A 24,175-nucleotide genomic window follows, 5' to 3' on the forward strand; every position below is an offset into this window, starting at 1 on the left:
GGCTTCACTTCCTTGTTTTGCATTTTTTCCTAGATCGTTTTGTATGCTACGAGCCAGAAGCCCTTTTGTTACTCGTTATACCGCCCCTACCACTGCATGAGGCAAGTAAGGTTCTTCCAAATACGCAATCTCTTCGGCTGTCAGCTTCAAGTCAAGGGCTGGTAATGCATCCAATAAGTGGCTTTCTTTTGTTGCGCCAATAATTGGTGCGACCACTTGTTCTTTTTGTAATAACCAAGCCAAGGCGATTTGCGCCCGTTTGCTTTGGTGTTTGTCAGCAATTTGTGCGACCCGCGCCACGATCTCCCGGTCTTGTTCCATCGTTTTGTCGTACTTTTGATTGGCGGTTTTATCCGTTAAGTACCGCTTAGTCTCTGCACCCCAATCTCTTGTTAAACGTCCGGCTGCCAATGGGCTATACGGCGTCACGGCAATTTTTTGATCGGCACACAAGGGCATCATTTCTCGCTCTTCTTCTCGATAAAGCAAGTTCAAGTGATTTTGCATCGAAACAAATTTGGTCCAGCCATTTTTTTCAGCGACTGCTTGTGCTTTGGCAAATTGCCAAGCGTACATCGCAGATGCACCAATATAGCGTACTTTTCCAGAAACCACCAAATCATGTAGTGCCTTCATGGTTTCTTCAATTGGTGTGTGGTAATCCCAACGATGGATGATATACAAATCAATGTAGTCCATTTGCATGCGTTTTAAGCTTTGCTCGACTTGATAAAAAATCGCTTTTCGGGATAAGCCTCCACTGTTAGGCCGTTGCTTCATTTTTGAATACAGTTTTGTGGCAACCACGATCTCATCCCGGGGCGCAAAATCATTCAATGCTCGACCGACGATTTCTTCGCTCGCTCCATAAGAATAAACATTTGCCGTATCAAAAAAGTTGATGCCTAGATCCAAGGCTTTTTTGATGACTTCACGACTATCGTCTTCTTCTAAGACCCACTCATGAAACCCGCTGTTGGGATCGCCAAATCCCATTGTCCCTAAACACAAAGGTGACACATCTAGTCCTGTATTGCCAAATTTTACATAGTCCATTTGTACGTCCTCCTGTTTTTTAAGTTACACTAAGCATACAGGTTGAAGTGCACTCTAAGTCAAGCGAGTCTATAAACTTTTTTTATTTTACTCGCAAATGATCCAAAATGCCATTTCATTAGCATTGTGTATTCTTTTAAATCAGCTTTTGGTAAACTAAAACCAAGTATCGATACGCTATCTAGCTGATAAAAAAGGAGCGGAAGATTTTGACTTGTATTTTTTGTACTGCCTCAAAACATGCGATCATTGAAAACGAACGCTTTTATGCGATCGCTGATAAATACCCCGTCACCCCTGGACACCTGCTATTGATCCCCAAAGCGCATCGCAGGGATTATTTTGCCCTCACCCAAGAGGAATTACAAGACTTGCAGGCTTTGTTGCAGGAAGGCAAAGCCTATTTGTTGGAAACCTATCGACCAGACGGCTTCAACATCGGCTTCAATTGCGGGGAGGCTGCCGGACAGACGGTCTTTCATTGCCATTGTCATTTGATCCCACGCTACCAAGGCGACGTGGAGGAACCAAAAGGCGGCGTTCGAGGCGTGATTCCTGACAAGCAAGCCTACTAAATACAAACAAGCCGTTTCTTCCAGCAAAGGGAAACGGCTTGTTTGTATTTGTTAAAAATGAGGACGCTTAGGAATTGATCGCTGAATGGTTCATCAACCGATTGATATGAACGCCTAGATAGACGATTTCATTGACAGGGATCTTCGTTTGATATTCTTTGTCGATATAGGCTTTGACTTTTGTCGCGATCTCCATAGCATTTGGATAAAGAGCCCACATTTGACGGTATAGTCCTTCATCTTCTTCTTGCAGCAGACCATCCAAAAAGAACCGGTCAACGAAGAAACGCACGTGGGTAATAAAACGATTGTAATGGATCGAATTGGTGTTGACGTCTTGCTGGATCGAGTAGCGCACCATATTGACGATCAACCCGATCAATTTGGCTTTTTTCAGCCCATCTTGATTTTCCTCGGTGTTCGACTGGGCATTGATCAAATGAAACGCGATATTGGAGGCTTCTTCTTCCGGCAGATCAATTTGATACTGCTCTTTCAACAAGCGTAGTGCCTGTTCGGCGGCTCGAAATTCCTCCGTATAGTAATTCTTGATTTCCCAATAGAGCCGATTCGTCACACTCAAGCCTTTTTGCTGACGTTCTACAGCAAAGTGCAAGTGATCCGATAAGGTGAGGTAAATCGTTGAATTTAGCGGATAAGGCAGCATTTTTTGCGCTAGCTGAACGATTTCTTTGGTCATTTCAAAATAGTACAACGGAATCTCATCCACCAAATCGGCAAACTGACCCGATTTTTTTTCATCGATTGGCAGAAAAACTTGATCGATCTGGGTATCGGCTATGCTGTCGCCGACTTTCTTTCCATAGCCGATCCCTTTCCCAAGTGCAATCATTTCTTGGCCTTCCTTATCAACAAGTACGACACTTGAATTTAAGACTTTCTTGATGTAAATCATGCACTCTCGCTCCTCACTGTTTATTCTGCCAAATTTGCGCCATTGGTGGCGATCACTTCTTTGTACCAGTCGAAGGAATCTTTTTTCAAACGGTCATAACTGCCATTACCTTCATCATCGGCATCCACATAAATGAAGCCATAACGTTTCGTCACTTGTGACGTCCCCGCACTGACCAGATCGATCGGTGCCCATGAAGTATAACCAATCAAATCGACCCCTTCATCGATGGCTTCCTTCATTTGTTTGAAATGTGCCTTGAAATAATCGACCCGATACGGATCATGCACATGCCCATCTTCGAGGATGTCAATGGCCCCCATGCCATTTTCAACGATCATCAATGGCACTTGATACCGATCATACAATGAAAGCAAGGAGATTTTCAAGCCTTTAGGATCGATCTGCCAGCCCCATTCAGTGGATGGCAGCTTGGGATTTTTTACTCCTAAAACTGTATTACCTGGCGTCCGTTCGGCATTTGGATCACCTGATTCAGCCATAGACATATAATAGCTAAAGGAGAGAAAATCAACGGTGTGATCTTTTAAGATTTGGCGGTCTTCTGGTGCCATTTCAATCTTGATGCCGCGCTTTTCCAGATCTTTTTCAATCATTCGCGGATAAGCACCTTTGACTTGAACGTCTGCATAGAAATCATTTTCTAAGTTTTTCTTTAAGGTCAATTCAACATCCAGTGGGTCACAAGTCAATGGATAGGTCATCAACTTCGTGATCATACAGCCGACTTTGTTGTCAGGATTTATCTCATGGGCGATTTTGGTCACTAATGAACTGGCCACAAATTGATGATGAAGGGCTTGATACACATCTTGCTCTTCCTTGCCAGCTTCTGATTGCTCAGGAATGAGGCCTGCTGTCGTAAAGGGATGACGATGGATACTGTCGATTTCGTTAAAGGTCAACCAGTACTCCACGTATTCCCCGAATTCTTCAAAACAGACGGTCGCAAAGCGGACAAAGTCATCGATCACTTTGCGTTCCACCCAGCCATTGTACTTCAAGCTCAGCGCTAGCGGCATCTCATAGTGAGACAACGTTACGATCGGTTTGATCCCCAAGCGCTGCATTTCTTGGAAGACATTGCGGTAAAAAGCGATCCCTTCTGGATTAGGTGTCGTTTCTTCCCCGGTTGGGAACAAGCGGGTCCACGCAATCGACAGGCGCAGTACTTTAAAGCCCATTTCCGCAAACAAAGCCAAATCTTCTGGATAGCGATGATAGAAATCGATCCCTCGGCGCTTTGGATAAATGGTATCCGTTTGATCCGCCATTGCTTCTTTGACGGCATCAACAGTCACACTCATGTGTGCTGCATAGTTTTTCACGTCGACATGCGGTTTGTAAGTCGCTACATCTGCCACCGACAAACCTTTGCCGCCAAGATTCCAACCTCCTTCTACTTGATTTGCGGCGATAGCGCCGCCCCATAAGAAGTCCTTTGGAAAAGTTGTTTTAGTCATTTGTTCAATCTCCTTTTTACATTGTTTTTGTTGCATTGCTGATTTGTTTAGACGAGCGGTGCGATCGATAGGACACCATGGCCGCTTTGATCATCGGTTGATTCGATCGTTTTGACCGTAAAGTTTTCTTGATTGGTGACCACACAGATCACGATTGGATCAAAACCAGCTGCTTTGATGGCATCTAGATCAAATTGGATCAGGGGTTGCCCTTGTTTCACTTGATCCCCCGCTTTTACATAAGGGGTAAAGTGTTTGCCTTCTAATTGAACGGTATCCAAGCCGATATGAAAGAGCAATTCTGCGCCATTACGGGTTTTTAACCCGATCGCATGGTTGGTTTCAAACAACATCGTGATCTCGCCATCTTCTGGTGCGATCAATTCGCCAGACGTCGGGATGATCCCGAAACCTTCTCCGATCATACCGCTTGAAAAGACTTCATCATTGACTTCAGATAAAGCTACCACTTGGCCTTCTACTGGTTTACTCAATACTTCGGCTTTCGGATCGGCAACAGTCGTCTTATTTTCTACCACTTTGTCTTTGAATAAGAAAAGGACAAGGACAAAGGAAACAGCAAAGGATACCCCTAACGTGACCAAAGCCCACACAAGATTCATCGGGTTGGCTTCATCCACGAACATAGTGATACTTGCTAGACCAGGGCCAACTAATGCGAAGGCCTTGATGGCAAACAACCCCGCCACTGCACCACCAACTAAGCTGGAAGCCATTACGCCGTAAAGGACTCGTTTATGCAGGATCGTCACCCCATACAAAGCAGGCTCAGTGATCCCAAAAAGGGCGGAGATACCTGCAGAAACAGCGGTTGAACGAAGTTTTTGGTCTTTGGTTCGAACACTCACCGCAAAACAAGCACCGGCTTCTGCGATGTTATGTGCCAATGAGGCAGGCAAGTATAACAGTTCTGCCCCCATCTCACTCATGGACGAAACAGCATAAGGAATCATGGCTTTGTGCATACCGGTAACCACCATCAATGGTAAAACAGCGGCTAAGATCCCTGTTGCCACCCAACCTAAATGGGCATACAGCCAAATGATCGCTGCTGAGAAAATCGTTCCGACTTCAAAGCCTAATGGGCCTAAAATCAATAAAGCAACTGGAACCGTAATAACTAAGCTCATCATCGGAACAAAGAAGATACGGATCGGTTTTGGTGAGATTCGGGTAAACAGCTTTTCAATTTGAGCGTAAAATAAAACCGTTAAAATTGCTGGAAATACTTGTGACGCATAGGCGATATTTTGTAAACCGAAGCCCATGAAGGATGCGCCATCTGTCAATAGTGTCGTTAGTTCAGGCAAAATCAAGGCACCGACAGCGGAAACCGCCACCAATTGGTTGACCTTTAATTTATTTGCCGTGGTGATCGCCACTAAAATCGGTAAGAAATACAATGGTGCGCCACCGATCAGATTCAAAATTTGATACGTCTGGCTCGTATTGTCCATCAATCCAGTGACAGAAGCAAGTAATAGTAAGGATTTCAAGACGCCCCCACCAGCGACCGCTGGAATCAACGGTTGAAAAATCGAGATAATAAAATCAAGCAGGACCGCCCCCCACGATTGTTTTTGTTTGCCTTCACTTCCTCCATCCGCTGTTAGCTCATGACCTAACACGTTCATCACCTCATCATACACTTCGACGACATCATTGCCGATGATGACTTGGCATTGGACATTTTGTCGCACCCCAATCACGCCAGCGACTTTTTCCAAGGAATCTTTTTGTACGAGGCTATTGTCTTTTAAGGTAAAGCGCAAGCGTGTGGAGCAATGTTCCAAATGTGCGATATTTTCTTTTCCGCCAATCAACTCAACGATGGCAGTTGCCGTTTCTTTTACATTCATAATTTTCTTCTCCTTTAATTAGTTTTCCTTTGTTGGCCAAACAAAGAAAAAAGCAGGCAGCACCTACAAAAACATTGAACGGAATCCAACGATCCCTTCCATGTTTTTTATAGGTCCTGCCTGCATTACCAGTCACATGCCTGTTTTATTACTTGCATAATACCATGCTTTTTTTGAAAACGCAACCACCGTTTTAAAAATATTTTGCTAAGCCTTTTGCTGAAACGAGAAGTTTGCTACACTTAATGGATAATCAGTTGTTTCGTCTTCCTTGGCTTGCACCAGAAGCAAGAAGAACATCGCTGGCTAAACGTATCACAAGAAAGGATGAATCGAATGACGCCATTGAATCACTCACTGCATGTTGCCGTCCCCACAGCATTTGATCATGTAGAAAGACTTGACACGAAAAGGACGATCGCTCATATCTTGCAACTGCAAAAGCAAGGGATCAAATCGGTTTTGGTGTGCGGCTCCACCGGTGAACAGCACTCATTGACCTTAACAGAAAAAAAACAGCTTCTACATGCCTTAGCGCAAGAAACCAGCTGGGCAGCCGATTTTGAAGTCCTCTTCGGTTTAGCTGGCATCGTATTTCATGAAACGCTCGCGTTGGCAGAAGCAATTAGCAAAAATCCCCGAATCGATGGTGTGGTTTTAGGCTTTCCCCCTTATCTTTGCCTGACCCAAAAGGAAGCTGTGCTCTATGCTCAGGGATTGATCCATACTTGCGAAAAACCAGTTATTTTATATAACAATCCCCGCCGTACGGGCTTTGATTTATCTGCAGAAAGCCTCTTGACCTTGATCGCTGACCCTCGGGTGATCGGCTTAAAAGAAGCTGGCAGGAAGGAGCGAGTGCCTCAACTAAAAACAAAGACGGCTGCCGATTTTCGTTTTTATGCTGGTGGTGAAGCGGACTTGGCGGAAAAGGTCGCACTAGGGTTTAACGGGCTGTCATCAATGGCAGGAAACCTTTGTCCCAAGGAAATCCAGGTGATATGGCAGGGCTTATTGAAAGGTGATGCAACGATTTCTACGTCGAATGAATGGCAGAAAATGGAACAAGCAGCTGCTGGCGATCCAACCAATACCATCAGTTACCTTCCGTGGCTCAAGCAGCAAATCACCATTGATGGACAGCCCTTTGGCTTTTGTCGTCAGCCGCTAGGTCTAGAAACAATTGATCGGTTTGGCACTGGCTCAATTCCCCCTCATCTAGCACAAGAAAGGCAGGAGAACCAGACAAATGAAAATTGATCCACCGATTGATCCACAACTAAAGCACCATATTGAAAGCTCCATCATCCCGCAATACAACCAATTGGATAGCAGTCACTCCCCAGCCCACGTCCACCAAGTGATCCAAAATAGTTTTGAGATTGCTGAAACATTGCCTGTTGACCTGAATATCGTCTATACGGTAGCTGCCTACCATGATATCGGCTTGCTCTATGGCCGCAAAAACCACGAAAGCAATTCTCGCAAGATCGTTGAACAAGATGCCGTGTTGCCACGCTTTTTCTCTCCTTCAGTCATTTCAATGATCGGTGAAGCTGTAGAAGATCATCGCGCCTCGCTTCCCTATGAGCCGCGCTCGCTTTATGGCAAAATTATTTCCGAAGCCGATCGCGACTTAGATTTTGAGCGAATCCTCAAGCGAACCTTGCTTTTTGCTTATGAGAAAAAACAGCTCACAGATTTAGAGCAATTGCATCATGAAGCGTATCAGTACATTTCAAAGAAATACGGTCCTCAAAGTGAGCTGAAGGTTTGGTTGGATTATCGCAAAAACCAAGACGGTTTGGCGTTCATCTATCAAAAATTAGCACAACCTGAAAGCTTCCGTCACTCCTTTGAAAAAATCGTGCCGTTAGTTATCGCTACAAGCAAAGAAACTGACGATTGACACTTTGATCCAGCACCAGACTTCAAATAGGAACCCTCTGATTCAGCGCCGCAGTTGTGTCTGCACTGAATCAGAGGGCTTTTACTGTTATTCTAGTTCTTTTTTCACTATAGTCCCCCGCTCCTTCGCTGCTCCTACGCGCCTATTGAAATCAGGGGGCAGCAACTGGTTTCCTTCTATTCAAAAGACGCTCCTTCTACATAACCTTCCTTTTTTCACCGAATTTACTCTTTGTAAGCAAGATAGTTTGCTGAAAATAAAAAAAATGGTATTTTTATTTTATCAAGTGATAAAATAGTAGGAGGAATCGTTATGTTTTTGGCAATCAATGAAATACGCCATTCCAAATTGCGTTACGCCCTAGTCACAGGGGTCATGTTTTTAATCGCCTATTTGGTCTTTTTTTTAACTGGGTTAGCTTATGGGTTGGCTCAAGATAATCGGATGGCGGTCGACAAATGGGAGGCAGATCAAATTTTGTTGACCGAAGAAGCAAATGATAATTTAAACATGTCGATGCTTCCTCGCAGTCTTTATGATGAAGTCGATGCACCAGAAAAAGCAGTTTTGGCGCAAACCGCTGGAGTTGTGACCAAAGAAGACAACGGTGAAAAAGTCGATGTCACCTTTTTCGGCATTGATCCAGATCAATTTTTAGCACCAAATATTACCGATGGCGAGATGTTTGCTTCAGATGATGAAGCGGTCGCCGACAGCAGTATTGAGGAAGAATACGGGATTTCCATTGGTGACACCATCAAATTAGCAGGCAGTGACAAAAAATTAAAAATTGTCGGTTTTACAGATAACGCCCGCTTCAGTGTCGCTCCGGTCCTCTACACCTCGATCGGTGCCTATCAAGAAATTCGTTTTGAAAAAGAAGATGATTCTGAAAATGCCCGTATCAACGCGATCGTGACTCGTGGCAAAATCAAAGAAGTGCCAGATGATCTGGTCGCTACGGATATCAGCAAATTTATTAATGAATTGCCTGGTTACAACGCGCAAGTGCTGACCTTTGGCTTTATGATCGGGTTCTTGATCGTGATCGCTGCCATCGTTATCGGTATTTTTATCTATGTGCTAACGATGCAAAAATCAGAAATTTTTGGTGTCATGAAAGCTCAAGGGATCTCTAGCCGCTACATTGCTTTTTCGGTGATTGCCCAAACGTTCTTATTAGCAACCTCGGGTGTTTTGATCGGTGGTTTGGCAACGATCGGTACCGCCCTCGTGTTACCTGCGGCAGTGCCATTCCAAATCAATCTATTATTCTTTGCTAGTATCAGTGTCATGATGATTCTGATCGCGATGCTAGGTGCTTTCTTCTCGGTGCGAACGATTGTAAAAATCGACCCATTGAAAGCAATCGGATAGGAGGAAAAAACATGAGTGCCATTGAATTCAAACAAGTCAAAAAATCATTTAAAGATGGAGACGCGACAATTGAAGCCTTGAAAGAAACCAACTTTTCGGTAGAAAAAGGCGAATTTGTCGCCATCATCGGTCCTTCTGGCTCTGGGAAAAGTACCTTTCTAACGATCGCCGGTGGTCTGCAAGCCCCCTCTGAAGGCGAAGTGTTTATCAATGACGAACCCTTCAGTAAACAAAAAGAAAAGCAACGGGCAAAAACTCGTTTCAAAAAGATCGGCTTTATTTTACAAGCTTCCAACCTTGTCCCTTTTTTGACGGTCAAAAAGCAACTCCAATTAGTGGATAAGGTCAGCAAAGAAACCCAAGAGCAATCAGCAACTGAATTGTTTGAACAACTTGGGATCGAAAAGCTGCAGAACAAATACCCCGATGAACTTTCTGGTGGTGAAAGACAGCGTGTGGCTATTGCCCGAGCGCTCTATCATGATCCCACCATCATATTGGCAGATGAACCAACGGCGAGTCTTGATTCAAAAAAAGCCGTCGAAGTCGTCAAAATCTTGGCAAAAGAAACCAAAGAAAAACAAAAAGCCACCATTATGGTGACCCATGATACCCGTTTAACAGATTATTGTGATCGGGTTCTCGTCATGAAAGATGGCGTTTTAGAAGAAAAAGAACACACGAAAAAAGAAGCCGAATCAGATGATTCGCAGAAGGAGCAAGCATGAAAAAAATTATTGTTGTCGGTGCGGGCGTGTCAGGATTAGCTGCTGCTGTCCGTTTGCAAAAACTTGGCTATGACGTCACCCTCTACGAAAAAGAAGGGCAACCTGGGGGCAAAATGAATCAGATCAAGGAAAACGGCTTTACCTTTGATGTGGGCCCCACTATCGTGATGATGCCGGAAATTTATCGTGAAGTGTTTGAATTTGCTGGCGTTGATCCGAATGACTATATTCCTATGGAGAAAGTCGATCCGATGCTACAGCTGTATTTTGCCCAAGACGAACCGCTGACCTTCTCAAATGACTTAGTAGAATTGACCAAAACCCTCGAAGCGATCTCGGAAGAAGATGCTCAAGGCTATTTTGCTTTTTTAGCAGATATTTACAAACGCTATGTGATCGCCAAAGAGTCCTTCATCACCAAGTCGTTTCGGACATGGCGAGACTTTTACAATCCCAAATCCTTATGGGCAGGGTTAAAGCTGCGGACGTTTAGTGACGCCTACTCTTCTATTTCTAAATTTGTCAAAGATGATCGCCTGCGAAAATCATTGGCGTTTCAAACCTTGTATATCGGTGTCTCCCCTTACCAAGGGCCGTCCCTTTATACGATCATTCCCATGATCGAGTTGATGTATGGGGTCTATTTCATCAAAGGCGGCATGTATACGCTAGCCACTGGGATGGCACGTTTGTTCCAAGAATTAGGCGGAACGATCCATTACAATACCCCAATCGATGAATTATTGATCGAAAACAAGCAAACCAAAGGCGTTCGTGTCAATGGAGAAACGATCACCGCAGATGCCGTGATTTGTGCGGCTGATTTTCCTTATGCCATGGAAAGCTTGATTCCTGATGAATCAAAACGCGGCAAATACACCAATCAAAAAATCGCTTCGATGGATTACTCTTGCTCTTGTTTCTTGCTTTATTTAGGACTGGACAAAAAATATGAAGATAGCGCACTCCACAGCATTTATTTTGCCAATGATTTCAAACGCAATGTAGACGATCTTTTCGAAGCTGGCAAACTGCCAGAAGATCCTTCCTTCTACTTGTATCGTCCAACTCTGAAAGATGCTTCCTTAGCACCTGATGGTCAAGAAGGTCTTTATGTTTTAGTCCCAGTGCCTGAATTATCTAAATTTGATCAATGGACGGATGAAACGATCCAAAGCTACCGCCAGCAGATCATTGGATTATTAAAAGAAAAAACGATCTTTACGGATATCGATGAACACATCGTGTATGAAAAAATGTATACGCCAGATACGTTCAATGACCGGTTCAATGCCTACAATGGTGCGACATTTGGGTTGAAACCAACCTTGGCGCAAAGCAATTACTATCGTCCCCATAATAAATTTGATTATGCAGAAGGTTTATACTTCTGCGGCAGCAGTACGCATCCGGGAGCGGGTGTGCCAATCGTGATGCAAAGTGCCAAGTTAGCTGTGGAGGAGTTGTTAAAAGATGACCGTTAAATCATTAAGCGTCTTTGATGAATACGACAACGATTTTTTATACTGTGAGGCCATCATAAAAAAGCATTCAAAAAACTTTCATACCGCCTTTTCTCAATTGCCAAAAGACAAAGCACGCGCCGTCTATGCCGTCTACGCCTTTTGCCGACGTGCCGATGATGCCGTCGATGAAAAGCAAGACCCTTTGTTGATCGAAGCCATGAAAAAACGCTTGGAAGAAATGCAAAAACAAGTATCAGACGATACGATCGACTTGCCGCAAGCCGTCAAGGAAGAAGATCCTGATGAAGCCATTTGGCGGGCATTGACCCTTTCTTTCCAACAGTTTGATCTGCAATTTCAACCCTTTTTCGACCTATTGGTGGGGCAAAAACAAGACCTTGACTTCCAGCAGCCCACCTCTGAAAAAGAGCTTTCTGACTATAGTTACTACGTAGCTGGCAGTGTGGGTCTGATGCTCTTGCCGATTCTCTCGCAAGCAGCCGCTGCGATTCAAGAACCCGCCATCAAATTGGGTGAAGCGATGCAGCGCACCAATATTTTACGTGATATTGGCGAGGATCTACGGATGGGCCGCATCTATTTGCCGCAAACGGTCTTGGCGCAATTCAACCTTTCGCGAGAAGCATTAGCCTCTGGCAATCAAAACCAGCGGTTTATCGAGATGTGGGAACACGAGGCGCAACTGGCAGAGACGCTTTATCAAGAATCTTTTGTCATGATGCCGCAAATCGATGAAGATTGCCGTGAAGCTCTATTAGCAGCTGCTTTGATCTATCGGGAAATCTTGACTGTGATTCGCAAAAACAACTATCAAGTATTTGCTGAAAAAACAGCGGTACCGAAACAACGGAAAATCCAACTTTTGTTCACCGCGAAAAAAATGCTTCGTCAGGAACGTTGGGAGGGCTGACTTTGAACTTGCGGGAAAAAATATTACGAGTTGCAGAAAACCTGTTTATGCAGCAGGGGTATCAAGCAACTTCTACTAGACAGATCGCAGAAGCCGTCGGCATTACCCAACCCAATCTTTATTATCACTTCAAAGGCAAAGAAGCCATCTATTATGAAGTGATGGTCTCTTTGGCACAAGAGGTTTCTGGAAAGCTAAATCAGACCGTTGAAGATACTTCACTGACTATCTCTGAAAAAATCTTAAACATGTTTCTTTTTTTAAGAAGTCGGCATCGCATCAATTTTTATATGATGATGCACGACATTCAGCATACCGTTTCTGAGGACACTTCTAAAAAACTGTACTTGCTTTGGCGGAAAAATTACAAAGAACCGTTTCTTGACTTGTTTCGTCGCAGTGATTCCAATCTCCGTTCGGATGTCGACCCAGAATTTGTCACCAGTCAGTTGTTAGTACTGATGGCGGCTCATTTGGACTCACCAGAAAAAGAAGACAAGATGCCAGAAGCGATCGATTTGTTTTTATTCGGTGCACTAGGCAATGGGCCAATTGCGAAATAGCTGGAACGTTGGCTTTTGTCCCGAGAATAATCATTCGACGAATTTCTGACAATCGCGTACACTGATCCAGTAAACAGAAACTTAAAAGGATGGATGTACATGTCAAAAAATCGAATCGAAGCCTTTACCGATGCGGTCATTGCGATCGTAATGACCTTATTAGTATTGGAATTGCACCAGCCCGAAGGCGATACCTTTGCTTCTTTTTTAGGAGTGGAACAGCAATTTGTTATTTATTTGATCAGCTTTGTGATGTTAGCGATCTACTGGAACAATCACCATCATCTATTTCAAGTAGTGTCTAAAATCGACGGTTGGACCTTGTGGGCGAATCATTTGTTGATTCTGGCACTGACCCTCTTTCCTTTTGTAACGTCATGGGTCAGTCGTTATCCAGTCGCTCTTGCCCCACAGCTGCTATATGGGGCTGTCATTTTATTGACGGATTTCAGCTATTTCCTAGTTGGAAAATCCTTGGTTCGTGCCAATCCTGACAATCAAGCCATCGTAGAACTGTTTCGCGGATACAAGAAACTCTACTTTACGTTGTTTATCAACGTGCTGGCATTGCTCCTCGGCTGGGTGATCCATCCCCTATTTATCATCACACTGGATAGTCTCGTGCTATTGCTGTGGGTGATCCCTGAGAAAAAAGTAGAAACCTTTTTAAAACAATAAAAACACTTGCGTCCTTCTCTTGATGAATGATTGCGCAAAAGCAGCCATCCATCAAGAGAAGGACGCAAGTGTTTTTTCTAGCGAATCAAGTCTTTCCCAGGTGCCTGTAAGACTTGTTCCACTTGTTCTTTGGTGGTTAAGGGGACATCTCCCAGCATCGTATGAGCCAATACAGCATTCGTGATTGCAAAATCAGCGGTGCGTTGGAGTGACCATTTTTCGGCATAGCCTAATAATACGCCAGCAGCATAGGCATCTCCTGCCCCGATCCGATCCAATACTTGCAGCAGCTGCGGTGCCGTTTCGTAGGCATCCTGCGCCGTAATGATCCTTCCGCTGATAAACTGCTTGTCTTCCACGGCTAGACGTCGTGTCCCGCAGAACCATTCTAGTTGATACTGGTCAATAAAGGATTGGATCAACGCAAGCTCGGCGCCTTCGGTTTCCTCTAAGGGATAAGCCAATAGCTCCTCCAAGTCACGGACAGAGCCGAAAACTAGGTCACAATAGGGTAGAATCGTTTCATACCGTTGTTTCAGTACCTCCCGATTTAAATCTTTATTCAAGCTTGGACGAAAGTTGAAATCAAAGCAGACGCGAATCTGCTTGACATGGGCCTGTTTAGCCAAAGCCAAAGCTGTTTGCCAAGTTTTCTCAGTCAAACTAAGTGAGATCCCGCAAATATGAATGAGATCGACCGTTTCTAAAAAACCATCGATGGCATATTCTTCTGGACCTGAAACGCCAAAGGAACTATGATGGCGATTTTGATACGTCACATAGGTCGGACGAGCGCCGTAGCCGATCTCGGCGAAATAACTGCCGATATGACTATATTTTTTGCCAACAAATGCCGTTTGAATCCCATAGGAACGCAAGCTGGCTTTTGCCGTATCTCCTAATCGGTTGGCTGGCACTTGTGTCAGCATCGAGGTGGTCAAGCCGAAATGCGCCAAATTGCCTAACAGATTGACCCCTGTTCCTGTAAAATCCATCCGCAAAGAGTGGGTCTGTTCCAATGTTCGATATTCTGGTGGCGTCAACCGCATCATTACCTCACCGTAAGCACCGATCCGCATCATTGATCCCCCCTATTTGGCTGCTGCCAGTACTTTTTTCGTCATTTCTGCTAATGTCTGTACATCTTCAGGGCGTGTGTCCCCTGTTTCGCCATCGATGATCGAGCTGTAAATATGGGGAATGATTTTTTTCACGCCTGCATCAACAGCGATCTGCAAGATTTCTTCAAAGTTTTCTAAATCGATGCCGCCGGTCGGTTCCAAATAAAAATCATTCGCAGCACAAGCCTCTGCTACTGCTTGATACTCTGCTTTATGAGCCAACCCTTTCATTGGAAAATACTTGATAGAACTAGCCCCCATGTCTTTTAATAAAGCGATCGCTGTTTCGACTGGGACTTCTGCAGCTGGGGTTTGTGAACTCAATGGTCCAGTAGCAATATTGACATAGCCGACTTTTCCGGTTGGTGAAACAAGGGCATTGACGATCGTTTCAGATTGTCCTAACAAAGCTCGTGAAGTCCCCGCCCCCGTGAATACTTGGTTAACATGCTGTGGCTGTAGAACAGCGGAAATTCGGGAGACCATTTCACTTTGATTGGGGTCGCCAGCACCAAGCCCTACAGAAAGGGCATTATTTGTTGCCGCTTGATAATTTTTCATGTCAGCGATGGCTGCTTCATCGCTAGCATAGTTTTTTGATAAAACACCTAGGACGATGTTGCCCTCTGCTGCTTCATAACAAGCTTTCGCATTTTCGATGGAGTTTGCTAACACATTTAGACAGACACGGTCAGCGAAATAATTGGGTGAAGTTTTCATTTTTGGGTTGCTCCTAACATAATTTCTTGTAAGCGATCGGTGATCACTGCCATTTCTTGTTCATTGACTGCACGGATATCAAATTCAATAATGCCGTTATTGGCTTGGTATTCACGGGTATAAATCGCTGGTTCTCCCGCTTTTAGCGCGTCGATCACTGCTTTGGCACTTGGTTCTTTCACTTTGACACTGGCCCGATAAATATCTCTGCCGGCGCTGTCCTGAACGATTTTTGCTTCGAAACCAGTGATTTCATTGATTGCCGCAATAAATGGTTGCAGACGCTCTTGCATCGAAGCCCCAGATTCTGTTCCCTCCGCTAGATAATCCGTCACGGCTTGGGTAAATCCGAGAATATTGTCTTTGCCGATTTTCATTGCTCGACCTATCCCTTTGGATTGCAGGCGTACCCAAGAGACATAGGGCTGCTTGCCGATCACTAAGCCAGCACTTGGTCCTGACAGTGCTTTCGCACCTGAATAGATCACTAAATCAGCACCGGCTTGGGTATAGGCAAACAAATCTTCCTCAGCAGCCGCATCAACGATCAATGGAAGATCGTGTGCCTTGGCAACTTGGGCCGTTTCTGCTACTGTCAACATACTTTTTTGAACGGTGTGATGACTCTTTATGTAGAGGATCGCCGCCGTTTCGGGCGTGATCATCTGTTCAATGTGCTCGGGAGTACACATATTGGCATAACCTGCTTCCACGACCTTCCCACCACCTTGTGTCACCATCACTTCCACTGGTGTGCCATAATCTACGTTGTGGCCTTTGGGCAAAATGATCTCCCGTTTACTGATTTTCTCACTGTAAGGGTGGTACAAATGATAGCTGTCGCCTTGACCGATGAGCGCCGCCACTGATTGGGCGATCCCCGCTGAAGCAGAAGAAACGATCTGTGCATCTTCCGTTTTCAACAATTTTGCCAAATAGGCACCGGTTTTTTCTGCTAGATCTGCCATTTCAAAGAAATGTTCCCCGCCATAGCGCTGGGCTGCAAGTACGCTTTCGCTGACTTTCGAGACACCTAGAATCGTCATTTTGCCAGAAGCATTGATGACTTCTTTCAAGTCTAATTCTTCAATATTCAGTGTCAAAAAGTTCCCCTCCTATCACCGCTTTTTGCGGCACGATCTGTTGTGTCGTGATTCGGCGATTGCCGTTAGAATCCGTCAATTCCTTTTCGCCCGCTTCAAAGCGGAAAATCGTAAAATCAGCATCATACCCCAATGCGATCTCGCCTTTGTTCTGTAAATGAAATTGCTTCGCAGGGGCACTGGTCACCTTCTCGATGATCTCACGCCAATCATACCCTACGACCGCTAATTTTTCCATAGTCGTCGCTAAATCAAAGACTGGTCCATTGGTACGATTGCGGATGTAAATATCCGTACTAATGGAAGAAGCCTTCAGCTGATTGGCAAAAGCCGTCTCCGCCACATCAAAATTGAAACTGTCTGTCCCATGACCAATATCAAAGACCAAGCCTTTTTCATAGGCAGCAAAGACGAAAGGCTTGATGGTTTGGTGCGTCTGATCCAAAATCCCATTGGCTTTGCCGTTAAAGCAATGGGTCACCACATCTCCTGCTTCCAATTCAGCGAGAATCTCTGCTAAATTCGGTGGTGCTGACCCAATATGGACCATCAGAGGCAGCGGTTGATTTTCAGCCTGGATCGCTTTGGCTAATTTCAACGGTGTGATGCCATTTTCGCCGATCACCGTTTTGCTCATTCGGGCTTTGATTCCGACGATAAAGTCAGGAAACTTCTGCAGCGCTTCTTTGACCAATTCTTTTTTGACTTTTGACAGATCCGCAAGTTCATCCTGCTCTACGATCCCCCATTTGGAAATATTGACTAAAGCAAAGACATTGGTTTTGGCTTCTTTGGCTAAATCATAAAACCGATGGATATTTTCGGCGCCAGTCGTCCCCGCATCGATAACGGTCGTGACACCTTGTTTGACACCGATCTCGTCTGGATAATCATAATAGAGCGTCATTTCCTCGAAACAATGGACATGGTCATCGATCCAACCAGCTGACAAGAACTCTCCTTCTGCTAAGATCAGCTCTTGTTTTGCCTGCTCCTGCAACGTTGGTGCCAAAGCAGTGATTTTGCCGTCTTGAATCCCAATATCAAATACTTCTTCATTGATCGTGCGGGCTTGACGAATAATCAAATCAAACATCTCATTACACCTTCCTCTCTGTGAAAGTGAATTTCGACCAAGGATGGATAAACGGCAGCAGAACTAACTCTTGTTCGACGATCGAACCGATTTTATTTTTTCGTGGATCAGAGTGGGGCTCCAGCACTACTTGCAGCTCGTTTTTGTACTTGCCAAAACGATCATTGCCGATCACAACATCCCCTCGTTGAAAGACGCCTTCGTGGTCATGGACAGGATTGTCATGGTTCTTATACTTTTTACGAACTTCTGTGGAACGGATCATCCGGTCCGTGATGTCGCCTCGACGGTAATGCTGCTCGTCCAGAGCGATTTGGCGTTCAACTTCATTGATTTCAGGTACAAATTCAATCGCAAATGCCGTCTGGTAGCGATCAATCGCTCCTAGTGCCGCCAGTTCTGCTTCAGAAGCATAAGCATTGCCGATAATGACATCGTCAATCAAACCTGTGGCAAACAAATGCTTTGCGGCAGTTTCTACAGGCATTCTTCGGTGCATTTCTAAGGTCGGTAAGCCATCATTGATATCCCAAGGTCCGATCGTTCCCGTTTGAGAAGAGATAAATGCGGCCGTTCGAATGCCTTTTTCCTTGAAGCGGCGACTACATTTTTCAAAGAAATCATAAGGCAAGGCAGTCCCTTCTTGTGGATAGAAATTGTGGCAGCCGTATAAGTAAGGAATGTTGGCTTGATAAGTCAAAATATTGTCTAAATACGCTACATCATTGCTCATATTCAATTCAACAGCTAATCCAAAGGGATTGTAGGTCAACATCGCTTCTTTATTGCCGTCAAAACCTAAATCTAAACGAATCCCATCGGCTCCTAGTTCATGGAAAAAGGTCAAGTCATCATAGGAGATGCCTAGTTCAGAAAAGATGGCTGGTGCCACGTCTAAAATCGTTTCATAGCCTAATCCTTTGGCAAAATCAATCAACGCTTTAAATTTTTTCTGCACGTTTTCTTTGCCGTCACTCACTTCCAACATACTCATAAAAATGCGGCTAAAGCCATAATCATGGGCTAATTGCAGATAGGCTTTGTCTGTTTCAAAATCACTGTGATCGGGATACACCGATACTCCTAGTTGTCTTTTCAACTTATCTCATCCTCATTTCTTCGTAAAAAGCAGTAAAACGTGTCAGTAAAAGCGAACTGCAAACAATCGTCGCCGTCATCATCAAAAATGGTCCCCACGGAAACTGACGGCTCAGTAGGATCGCTGCAGCAACGCCAAGAATCCCGAACAAAAGCATTCGCCAAAACGGCACTTCTTGAATTTTTTTCCCTTGTGCTGATTTTGTTAACCAAATTTGACAACCAAAAAATAAACAAATGGCATAAATCCCCATGTTTGCACCTCACTTTTTTTGTCTTGCTTAAACAGCTGTTTCTTCTTCTTGTTCGCGGGCAATCTGCTGTCTCTCAAAGACTTTAAAGAATGGGTAGTAGATTGCGAGTGTGATAAAGAAGTTGACGATCACTAAAATCGCTGCTGCGATACTCCAGTCCGTACTCATCCAGGCGGCGATTGGTGCTGGAATGGCAAACCCAAGTCTGGCAGCCATCATCGGTACGACGCCCGTAATGGTCGCGAAGTAAGAAATCGTTGTCGTAATCAACGGTGCCACCAAGAAAGGAATGCCTAAGATTGGGTTCATTACGATCGGTGCACCGAAAATCACTGGTTCATTAATATTGAATAGACCTGGCAAGATGGACAAACGGCCCAATTGTTTCAAGTATTTTGATTTGGAGAAGAAGAACAAAACGACCAACGCTAAGGTCGTACCGGCTCCACCGATCCACACGAACCATTGTAAAAATTGTTCTGTAAAAATATTAGGCAATTCATGCGCATTGCCAGATACTTGGAAGGCTTCCATATTTTCAGCGATGGAAATATCCCAAAATGGACGAATAACAGGACCCATGATGGCTGGTCCATGAATCCCCAGTACCCAGAAGAAACAGATCAAGAAGACAGTCAATAAACCACCAAACAAGCTGTTACCCGCTAGCACGTCTTTTAACGGCATCAACAAGTTACTTAAAAAGCCATTGATATCAAAACCGAGCATATGACGGATCACCCAGAACAAAATTAAGATCGCTCCACCGGGAATCAATGCCATAAATGAATTTGTCACTTCTGGCGGCACACCATCTGGCATTTTGATAGTAATGTTTTTTACGATAAAGAAACGATAGATTTCAACGGACAAGATCGCCGTAACGATCGCACCAAACAGAGAGCCGGAGCCTAGGTTGGCCACATTGATATAACGCCCGGCATCAATGATGCCTTCCACAGAATCAAAGACTCGCAACGGTGGTGCAGCGGTTACAAGAAAGGACATCGTTGCTAAGATACCCGCAGTCAATGAATCCAGCTTGTAGCTTTTGGCTAGAGATGAAGCAATCCCATACGTTGCATACAATGCCAGTAATCCGACTGTATAACGAAAGGGAATATCCAAAACTTCCCGATACGGTTCGATCACCGCAGCGACTGATTCGATGGGAAAATTCAGTAAGATCGTGAAGAACGACCCAACGATCGTTAAAGGTAAAGTAGCGATGATCCCCTTGCGAATCGCTACCATGTGCCGTTGCATCCCCACTTTATTTGCAATCGGCATCAATTTCTGTTCAATAAATTCTACAAACCCTTTCATAATTGCCTCCTTAGTTTATAACATTATAATGTTTATACAAGGATAATAGCACAGAGCTTCCTTTGAGTAAATATGTTTTTTACGAATAGATGAAACTATTTTTAATAACTCAAAATAACATTTACTAAACGTAAATTTACACAGTATACAACTATTTTTTTGTGTTGATAAAGGATTTTTGAATTAGCTAGATACAAAAAACCTATTGGCAATGTTTTCCAATAGGCTCGATATTAAAATCAAAAATAGTATTCTTGATTCATTTAATGTTTTTTAGTTTATCAAATGAATTTTCTACTTAATTAGACTTTCTTCTCATAAATAAAATCATCCATCACAAATCCCGAACCAATTGCAACGCTACGTTCAGAAACGCGTTGAAAGCCGCGATGCTCATAAACAGCGATTGCTTGCTGGTTTTGTTTGTTGACGTTTAAATGCAGCGTTTTGCCTGAGGCGATCTCCTCATACCAATCAAAGACTTGGCTGGCATAGCCTTTGCCTCTAGTGGATTGGTGGAGATACAATTTACTTAAATAAAGCTGCTGCGGCGTTTCTTCATACGCTGTATACCCCACTGCTTGGTCACCTTCCATTAGTAAAAGATAAACTGCTCCTTGTTGGACTTCCTTTTGAATCGCTGCTGGTGATTGGTAATGAGCCAGCATATACGCGACTTGATCCGAACCAATGATTGGTGTAAACACTTCTGGCCAGATTTCTTTGATCAAACGATCCAACGTTTGGAAATCTTCTGGTGATTGAATGATTTTTTGTGTGATTGCCATAAGAACCCCTTCTTTCTCCTGCACGAAACAAAAACTCGTTTATAAATATCTCTATTATAAGGGAAGAAGCAAAAAAAGAAAGGGCACGTTGAATAAAGACCCCTAAAAGTCTCAAAAGATGGTAAACTAGAAGTGAAAAAATGGCTACGAAAAGGAGGTAGCAACACGATGCAACTCTTACAACTACTTTTACTGGCAATCATTTTTGTTTCTTTCTTTATGGCGCTGATTGGCTGGGTTTTATCGATGACTAATGGCTTGATTTTCTCTCGTTCTCCTCAGCAATTTAAAGCGCACGCTCATGATCCTAACTATGAAAAAGAGCGACAAGCAGGCAAGCGTTTGAAAGAGATTATATTCCGACGCATTGTTCCTTTAGGAATAGCTTCTTTGATCGTCTATGGGTTAATCGCACTATTAAACGTCCTTTAAAAGTTTTTAAAAAGACTCAAACAAATAAAAAAAATAACCGGCATCTTTTCCTGTTGATCAACACTCCTTTAGCTTTTGCTGAGAGGAACATCAATGCATAAGATGCCGGTTTATTTTTTATTTGCTTACTGCTGCTTTAGAGGCTTGAACTTTTTTCAGTAGAGCGAAGAGGACTTGGCTATCATCGATAGCCGCAATATATTGTTGGCAAAGTGCCATCATTTCTGTTTCATCCATTTTATCTAAAGAAATAACTAATTCATTTTCTACTACCTGTTTATTATTCATAAGGCTCCCTACTTTCTTCCTTTGTTACCTCTAGTTTGCCATGAATCAGCAGGTTCCGTAAGAACTTTTCAGTTTACAAATAGGAAACGGGTGGTTTACATCCTTGTCCTATCAAGGTTTTCCCAAAAAATTTATTCGGTAGCAGGCTCAATGTGGATGTCAGTATCAAACACCTGAAAACGATCAGCTAAGAGATCTTCAATAGCATCTGCCACTTTATGACTCTTTTCAACCGTCAAAGATTTGTCCATCGTCACGACGACATCGAGAAAAACATTGGCGCCATACATTCTTCCTCGAATCGATTTGACAGATTTCACTTCAGAAAAACCAGCGATTGCCGCTTCATACTCCACGACTAACGATTCATCAAACCCATCAGAAAGTGAAAAGGCACTCTCACGAAAAATATCGACGGCGGTTTTGATAATCAAAAGAGCTACCACGATCGCAGTCAAACTGTCTAACCAACCGATACCAAATGAGGCGGCAAAAATAGCGATTGCCGTTCCAATACTCGTCCACGCATCGCTGCGGTTGTCTTTAGCAGCTGCTAGCAAAGCGGAGCTTTTTACGCGAGCAGATAATCGCTTATTGTAGTAATACATGCCATACATCAAAATAGCTGAAATGATACCGACGACTGCCGCGATCATATCGGGACTTTGCGTTTCACCGAGTAGAATTGTTTGAATGGAGGACCATAAAACCTGCAGACCGACCGCCAGCATAATCAAGGATGTTACGAGACTCGCCACATTTTCTGCTTTCCAGTGTCCATATTTATGGTCTTCGTCTGCTGGTTTTTGTGCCAAACGTAAACCGATCAAGACAGCAATAGATGCCACGATATCCGTCGCATTGTTTAATCCATCTGCCCATAATCCTTCAGAATTTGCCAAACGACCGATGGCAAGTTTGGCGATGGAAACAAAAATATAGGCAACGATACTTAAGATAGCGCCTCTTTCTGCTTGCTTTAATTCTGCATATCTTGTTTGATTCATGTCATCCCCTCCAATTAGTCAACTTGAAAATAATAGCTGAAATTTTCATCCATTGCATCATTTATTTGAGAGATTTTATTTTTTAGGAGCGGCAAACATTCACTTCTAGTGAAACGAATTTCTGTTCTGAGGACACCAAAAAAGCAGGACTCATACTGGACTCCTGCTTTTTCTACTTTTTCATTCACAAAGAAGCATGGCTACTCATTCACCAACAACTGACGATTTCTTTCACTGAATTTCTCATTGTGGGAAGAAACCATCGCCTGTGGGACACTGGTCGGCTCTAAATAATGTTTGATCTGATTGACTGCTTGCGCAGCATCTTGAAAGGCACCCGCCAAAAGATTCACTTTGCCTTTGAAATAATGGATGTCACCAGCTGCAAACACACCGGGATGACTGGTTTTTGTTGGAATCTCACAGTTCAAATAAAAATCTTCATGGCGTGCAAGATCAAAGGAAACTTTATCTAACAAGCCACTGTCCCGGTCATACCCGTGTTGGATCAGTAAATGATCGCATAAAAAATCGATCGTTTCATGGTTGGCACTGTTTTTTAGTCGTAGAACCATATTGAAGGTTTCTGCTTGATTCACCCCATCGATGGTGTGATTCATCAGCACTTGAATCCCTTCTGCTTTCATCTTCTTTACTTGTGCTTCATGGGCTTTCAGTTTTTCCCCTCGATAGCACAACGTGACTTTGGCACCATAAGACACTGCTTCGATCGCATAATCCACCGCCGCATCGCCGCCGCCAGAGATCACTAGATGTTTGCCTTGGATCGCTTGCTGGTCAGGAAACTGATAGTGGATATAGTTGTCGACATTATTATGGATGAAACATGGCAATTTTTGCGGAGAGACGACACCGCCGCCAATACAAACTAAAATGGTGCGTCCAACATGAGTCCTCCCTTGGTCATCCACTGCATAAAAAAGGTTGTCTTCCTTGGTCAATTCGATGATTTTCGTTTTCAGATAGATCGTTGGATCAAACAACTTAGCCTGTTCAATCAAGTGTTCTTTGACTTTCTTCCCCTTGGTTGGCGGCAATGCACCCACATCCCAGACCATTTTTTCAGGATAAAAATTGATCTTCCCGCCTAATTCGGCTTGTGCTTCAAACAATACGACCGATAGATCACGTAATCCGGCATAAAAACTTGCATAGAGCCCCGTAGGCCCTCCTCCGATAATCAGAACATCTGCTATAGTGGTCATTGGCTAGCCTCTCTTTCGTAAATGAAAATCATTCTCAATTAGTTAGTTCGATTATAGACAACGTAACCGGGTTTGTAAAGAATTTTCTGAAAACAAATTAATTAACTTAGCCGATTATTTTTCTTTACATTGTAAAGAAAAAAGCCTTTTCCT

Annotated in this window: 25 protein-coding genes; 10 read left to right on the forward strand and 15 right to left on the reverse strand. The window is 43.8% G+C overall.

Annotated features, from left to right (window positions below):
• Nucleotides 1-75 precede the first annotated feature (75 nt).
• The gene (locus tag IGI78_RS10095; protein WP_430617980.1) at nucleotides 76-1,056 is read right to left on the reverse strand and encodes an aldo/keto reductase; all 981 of its coding nucleotides are present in this window, start codon (nucleotides 1,054-1,056) and stop codon (nucleotides 76-78) included.
• 209 nt (nucleotides 1,057-1,265) lie between these two features.
• On the opposite strand from IGI78_RS10095, the gene IGI78_RS10100 reads away from it, so the two are divergent.
• Nucleotides 1,266-1,631 (forward strand): HIT family protein, encoded by a 366-nt coding sequence (locus tag IGI78_RS10100; RefSeq protein ID WP_430617981.1) that lies wholly within the window; start codon nucleotides 1,266-1,268, stop codon nucleotides 1,629-1,631.
• Nucleotides 1,632-1,698: 67 nt separating this feature from the next.
• On the opposite strand, the gene IGI78_RS10105 is transcribed toward IGI78_RS10100, so the two are convergent.
• Genes IGI78_RS10105 through IGI78_RS10115 form a run of 3 tightly spaced genes read right to left on the reverse strand, consistent with a single transcriptional unit; the run spans nucleotide 1,699 to nucleotide 5,911 of the window.
• A complete protein-coding gene (locus IGI78_RS10105) occupies nucleotides 1,699-2,547 on the reverse strand; it encodes a PRD domain-containing protein (RefSeq protein ID WP_077454460.1) in 849 nt (282 codons plus the stop codon).
• 20 nt (nucleotides 2,548-2,567) lie between these two features.
• A complete protein-coding gene (locus tag IGI78_RS10110) occupies nucleotides 2,568-4,031 on the reverse strand; it encodes a glycoside hydrolase family 1 protein (RefSeq protein WP_430617982.1) in 1,464 nt (487 codons plus the stop codon).
• A gap of 47 nt (nucleotides 4,032-4,078) precedes the next feature.
• Nucleotides 4,079-5,911, reverse strand: coding sequence for a beta-glucoside-specific PTS transporter subunit IIABC (locus IGI78_RS10115; protein WP_430617983.1), 1,833 nt, complete (start codon nucleotides 5,909-5,911; stop codon nucleotides 4,079-4,081).
• A 336-nt stretch (nucleotides 5,912-6,247) separates the two neighbouring features.
• Between IGI78_RS10115 and IGI78_RS10120 the strand changes: the two genes are divergently transcribed.
• From IGI78_RS10120 to IGI78_RS10155, 8 genes are all read left to right on the forward strand, one after another.
• On the forward strand, nucleotides 6,248-7,171 hold the full coding sequence (locus IGI78_RS10120) for a dihydrodipicolinate synthase family protein (protein ID WP_430617984.1): 924 nt from the start codon (nucleotides 6,248-6,250) through the stop codon (nucleotides 7,169-7,171).
• Nucleotides 7,161-7,820 carry an HD domain-containing protein gene (locus IGI78_RS10125; RefSeq protein WP_430617985.1) on the forward strand — a complete coding sequence of 220 codons (660 nt, stop codon included), beginning with the start codon at nucleotides 7,161-7,163 and terminating at the stop codon, nucleotides 7,818-7,820. The genes IGI78_RS10120 and IGI78_RS10125 overlap by 11 nt, the downstream gene beginning before the upstream one ends.
• Before the next feature lie 312 nt (nucleotides 7,821-8,132).
• Nucleotides 8,133-9,197, forward strand: coding sequence for an ABC transporter permease (locus IGI78_RS10130; RefSeq protein ID WP_005235249.1), 1,065 nt, complete (start codon nucleotides 8,133-8,135; stop codon nucleotides 9,195-9,197).
• An 11-nt stretch (nucleotides 9,198-9,208) separates the two neighbouring features.
• Nucleotides 9,209-9,925, forward strand: a complete 717-nt coding sequence (locus IGI78_RS10135; protein WP_005225713.1) for an ABC transporter ATP-binding protein — start codon at nucleotides 9,209-9,211, stop codon at nucleotides 9,923-9,925.
• Nucleotides 9,922-11,409, forward strand: a complete 1,488-nt coding sequence (locus tag IGI78_RS10140) for a phytoene desaturase family protein (protein ID WP_005235239.1) — start codon at nucleotides 9,922-9,924, stop codon at nucleotides 11,407-11,409. The genes IGI78_RS10135 and IGI78_RS10140 overlap by 4 nt, the downstream gene beginning before the upstream one ends.
• Nucleotides 11,399-12,322: a phytoene/squalene synthase family protein gene (locus IGI78_RS10145; RefSeq protein ID WP_430617986.1), complete on the forward strand. Its 924-nt coding sequence runs from the start codon at nucleotides 11,399-11,401 to the stop codon at nucleotides 12,320-12,322. Before IGI78_RS10140 ends, IGI78_RS10145 begins: the two co-directional genes overlap by 11 nt.
• Before the next feature lie 2 nt (nucleotides 12,323-12,324).
• Entirely contained in the window at nucleotides 12,325-12,885 is a 561-nt protein-coding gene (locus IGI78_RS10150) for a TetR/AcrR family transcriptional regulator (protein WP_010747950.1), read from the forward strand.
• Between the two features lie 99 nt (nucleotides 12,886-12,984).
• Nucleotides 12,985-13,563 carry a TMEM175 family protein gene (locus tag IGI78_RS10155; protein ID WP_430617987.1) on the forward strand — a complete coding sequence of 193 codons (579 nt, stop codon included), beginning with the start codon at nucleotides 12,985-12,987 and terminating at the stop codon, nucleotides 13,561-13,563.
• 77 nt (nucleotides 13,564-13,640) lie between these two features.
• On the opposite strand, the gene IGI78_RS10160 is transcribed toward IGI78_RS10155, so the two are convergent.
• The 8 genes from IGI78_RS10160 to IGI78_RS10195 form a co-directional block, all read right to left on the reverse strand.
• On the reverse strand, nucleotides 13,641-14,645 hold the full coding sequence (locus IGI78_RS10160; RefSeq protein WP_430617988.1) for a sugar kinase: 1,005 nt from the start codon (nucleotides 14,643-14,645) through the stop codon (nucleotides 13,641-13,643).
• Between the two features lie 9 nt (nucleotides 14,646-14,654).
• Nucleotides 14,655-15,404 carry a 2-dehydro-3-deoxy-phosphogluconate aldolase gene (gene dagF, locus IGI78_RS10165; RefSeq protein ID WP_200124811.1) on the reverse strand — a complete coding sequence of 250 codons (750 nt, stop codon included), beginning with the start codon at nucleotides 15,402-15,404 and terminating at the stop codon, nucleotides 14,655-14,657.
• On the reverse strand, nucleotides 15,401-16,507 hold the full coding sequence (locus tag IGI78_RS10170) for a DgaE family pyridoxal phosphate-dependent ammonia lyase (RefSeq protein ID WP_142424374.1): 1,107 nt from the start codon (nucleotides 16,505-16,507) through the stop codon (nucleotides 15,401-15,403). The genes dagF and IGI78_RS10170 overlap by 4 nt, the downstream gene beginning before the upstream one ends.
• Entirely contained in the window at nucleotides 16,491-17,603 is a 1,113-nt protein-coding gene (locus IGI78_RS10175; protein ID WP_430617989.1) for an amidohydrolase/deacetylase family metallohydrolase, read from the reverse strand. The genes IGI78_RS10170 and IGI78_RS10175 overlap by 17 nt, the downstream gene beginning before the upstream one ends.
• Nucleotides 17,604-17,607: 4 nt before the next feature.
• The gene (locus IGI78_RS10180) at nucleotides 17,608-18,702 is read right to left on the reverse strand and encodes a DUF871 domain-containing protein (RefSeq protein WP_074535646.1); all 1,095 of its coding nucleotides are present in this window, start codon (nucleotides 18,700-18,702) and stop codon (nucleotides 17,608-17,610) included.
• 1 nt (nucleotide 18,703) lies between these two features.
• Nucleotides 18,704-18,955: a hypothetical protein gene (locus IGI78_RS10185; RefSeq protein WP_430617990.1), complete on the reverse strand. Its 252-nt coding sequence runs from the start codon at nucleotides 18,953-18,955 to the stop codon at nucleotides 18,704-18,706.
• A gap of 27 nt (nucleotides 18,956-18,982) precedes the next feature.
• Nucleotides 18,983-20,281, reverse strand: coding sequence for a PTS sugar transporter subunit IIC (locus IGI78_RS10190; protein WP_430617991.1), 1,299 nt, complete (start codon nucleotides 20,279-20,281; stop codon nucleotides 18,983-18,985).
• Between the two features lie 302 nt (nucleotides 20,282-20,583).
• On the reverse strand, nucleotides 20,584-21,069 hold the full coding sequence (locus tag IGI78_RS10195) for a GNAT family N-acetyltransferase (protein WP_081118012.1): 486 nt from the start codon (nucleotides 21,067-21,069) through the stop codon (nucleotides 20,584-20,586).
• Nucleotides 21,070-21,237: 168 nt separating this feature from the next.
• Between IGI78_RS10195 and IGI78_RS10200 the strand changes: the two genes are divergently transcribed.
• Nucleotides 21,238-21,501: a hypothetical protein gene (locus IGI78_RS10200; RefSeq protein WP_086294998.1), complete on the forward strand. Its 264-nt coding sequence runs from the start codon at nucleotides 21,238-21,240 to the stop codon at nucleotides 21,499-21,501.
• A gap of 117 nt (nucleotides 21,502-21,618) precedes the next feature.
• Here IGI78_RS10200 and IGI78_RS10205 read toward each other — a convergent pair whose 3' ends face one another.
• From IGI78_RS10205 to IGI78_RS10215, 3 genes are all read right to left on the reverse strand, one after another.
• On the reverse strand, nucleotides 21,619-21,789 hold the full coding sequence (locus IGI78_RS10205; RefSeq protein ID WP_005225698.1) for a hypothetical protein: 171 nt from the start codon (nucleotides 21,787-21,789) through the stop codon (nucleotides 21,619-21,621).
• 131 nt (nucleotides 21,790-21,920) lie between these two features.
• Nucleotides 21,921-22,796, reverse strand: a complete 876-nt coding sequence (locus IGI78_RS10210; RefSeq protein ID WP_201705910.1) for a cation diffusion facilitator family transporter — start codon at nucleotides 22,794-22,796, stop codon at nucleotides 21,921-21,923.
• 200 nt (nucleotides 22,797-22,996) lie between these two features.
• The gene (locus IGI78_RS10215; RefSeq protein WP_077454479.1) at nucleotides 22,997-24,022 is read right to left on the reverse strand and encodes an NAD(P)/FAD-dependent oxidoreductase; all 1,026 of its coding nucleotides are present in this window, start codon (nucleotides 24,020-24,022) and stop codon (nucleotides 22,997-22,999) included.
• Nucleotides 24,023-24,175 lie beyond the last annotated feature (153 nt).

This window comes from Enterococcus sp. DIV1767 (assembly GCF_050542585.1).
Classification (GTDB): Bacteria; Bacillota; Bacilli; order Lactobacillales; family Enterococcaceae; genus Enterococcus_D; species Enterococcus_D innesii.